The 1,831-nt window shown below is 59.5% G+C and carries 1 protein-coding gene; it reads left to right on the top strand.

The window, feature by feature from the left end:
• The first annotated feature begins 672 nt into the window (after positions 1–672).
• The gene (locus MRBLMC3_RS16115) at positions 673–1,716 is read left to right on the top strand and encodes a transketolase family protein (protein ID WP_363736937.1); all 1,044 of its coding nucleotides are present in this window, start codon (positions 673–675) and stop codon (positions 1,714–1,716) included.
• The last annotated feature ends 115 nt before the right edge of the window (positions 1,717–1,831 follow it).

Raw genomic sequence — 1,831 nt, forward strand, 5'->3', positions numbered from 1 at the left:
CAGAAGTCCGCCGATCACCGCCCACTCTTCATCCGACAAATCGCCCCGAAACATCGCTGCCCCAAAAAAGCAGCCTTGAATCAGAACTCAGCCCAAATGAAAACCTCTTTTGTCAACATCGCCTAGTTTAGCACGGCACCGGATTTCTCACCGTGCAAGCGCTCATAATGGGAGCCTGCCCATCTTGCTCCCATCAGGGCAGAGATCGAACTCGGCCTGGAAAGCTCGCAACAATATGGCCTGCCGCATCGGGCGGGTGCCGGGAACGGTTAGAGTTGCGGCTATTGTAGTCGCCCTGGTGATCTGACCGAAGCCAAGCGCGCAGACCAGCGGGGCGAGCCACGATGCCACGGCGGCCGACAGGAGATAGCGAACGATCCATCGGGGCTGAGGGATGGCCAGGTCACCACGGCGTCATCCGGGACGCAACGGAATGGCTCCACTACCCGCCTGCGGGATGAGCTGAGGCGATCATTGCAACCGGCTGCCCGAACAACGGCCTCCGGGGCCGGCCGCCGGAGCCGGAAACGATCAAGCGGAACGTGCAGTTCAAGCGATCAAGCCGCCAATCCTAACTGCTGCGATCGATGACTCTTATCCTCCGTGCCAGTTAACCCGTTTGGGTCGTGGCTGCCGCGACGGAAATTCGGGTATCGTGAAGGGGATTTGGGCATGACATTTCATGAGGCATCGCGCGCACAATCAGTGAGCAGCACCCATCTGCCTCCCTATCAGATCGAGACCAAGCCCTATGGCAGGGCGCTCGTCGCTCTTGCTGAACAGCGCAGCGAAATCATCTGCCTTGGAGCAGATCTAACCAGACAAACCGAGACCGACCTTTTCCGCGACCAACTGGCCGATCGATTCGTCAATGTAGGCATGGCCGAGGCAAATATGATCGGCATCGCTGGTGGCCTGGCGCGGGCGGGGCACACAGTGTTCGTCAATACATTCGGCGTATTCGCAACCCGGCGCTGCTTCGATCAGCTTGCGATGGCGGTTGCCTATCCTAACCTCAGCGTCGTCATAGCGGGCTTTATGCCAGGTCTATCGAGTCCAGGTGGCCCCAGCCATCAGGCGATCGAGGACATGGCGCTGATGCGCGCTTTGCCCAATATGGCGGTGCTCGATTTGGCCGACGCGAGTGAAATCCGCCAGGCGGTCACGATTGCGGCGGATCGCAAGGGGCCGGTCTACCTGCGCCTCAAGCGTGGAGAGATTCCGCGGATCTTCGACGACAATCATAAGCTGGAATTCGGTCGGGCGCATATACTCAGTGAGGGGTCGGACGTTACCATCGTGGCATCGGGCATGATGGTCCCGGCCGCGCTCGTTGCCGCATCCACGCTGGAGCAGCACGGTCTTTCGGTCGGCGTCGTCAATTCGCCGTCGATCAAGCCGTTGGATAGCGACACCATTTTGAAGGCGGCGCGCGGATCCCGGCTGATCCTGACGGCAGAAAATCATTCGATCATCGGCGGCTTGGGCTCGGCAGTTGCCGAAGCCCTTGCTGAGGCGGGCTTGGCTGTTCCGCTTCGTCGGATTGGGATTGCGGACCGGTTTGCCGAGTCTGGGAGTCGCGAGCATCTTTTTGCGAAATATGATCTCGACATAGCGGCGGTTCTTCGCGCTGTGTGGTCAGGTCTTGGCCTGGAGGGCGATCCGCCGCGCGCGCATTTTGATACGGCGTCTGCCGACGAATATGCACCTGTTTAATAGGACCATTGGAGAGCGACATGTGTAGCCACCCTCAACACATCCATTGTACTCCGGAGATGCTGCCGGAGGAATTCAAGCGGGGTGCTTCGCAAAATGCGATCATGGCCGTGGA

The sequence above is a fragment of the Sphingobium sp. LMC3-1-1.1 genome (assembly GCF_040676285.1).
GTDB lineage: Bacteria > Pseudomonadota > Alphaproteobacteria > Sphingomonadales > Sphingomonadaceae > Sphingobium.

Excerpts from the sequence above, each read along its gene's own strand:
- MRBLMC3_RS16115 (WP_363736937.1), top strand. The coding sequence starts at position 673 with ATGACATTTCATGAGGCATCGCGCGCACAATCAGTGAGCAGCACCCAT.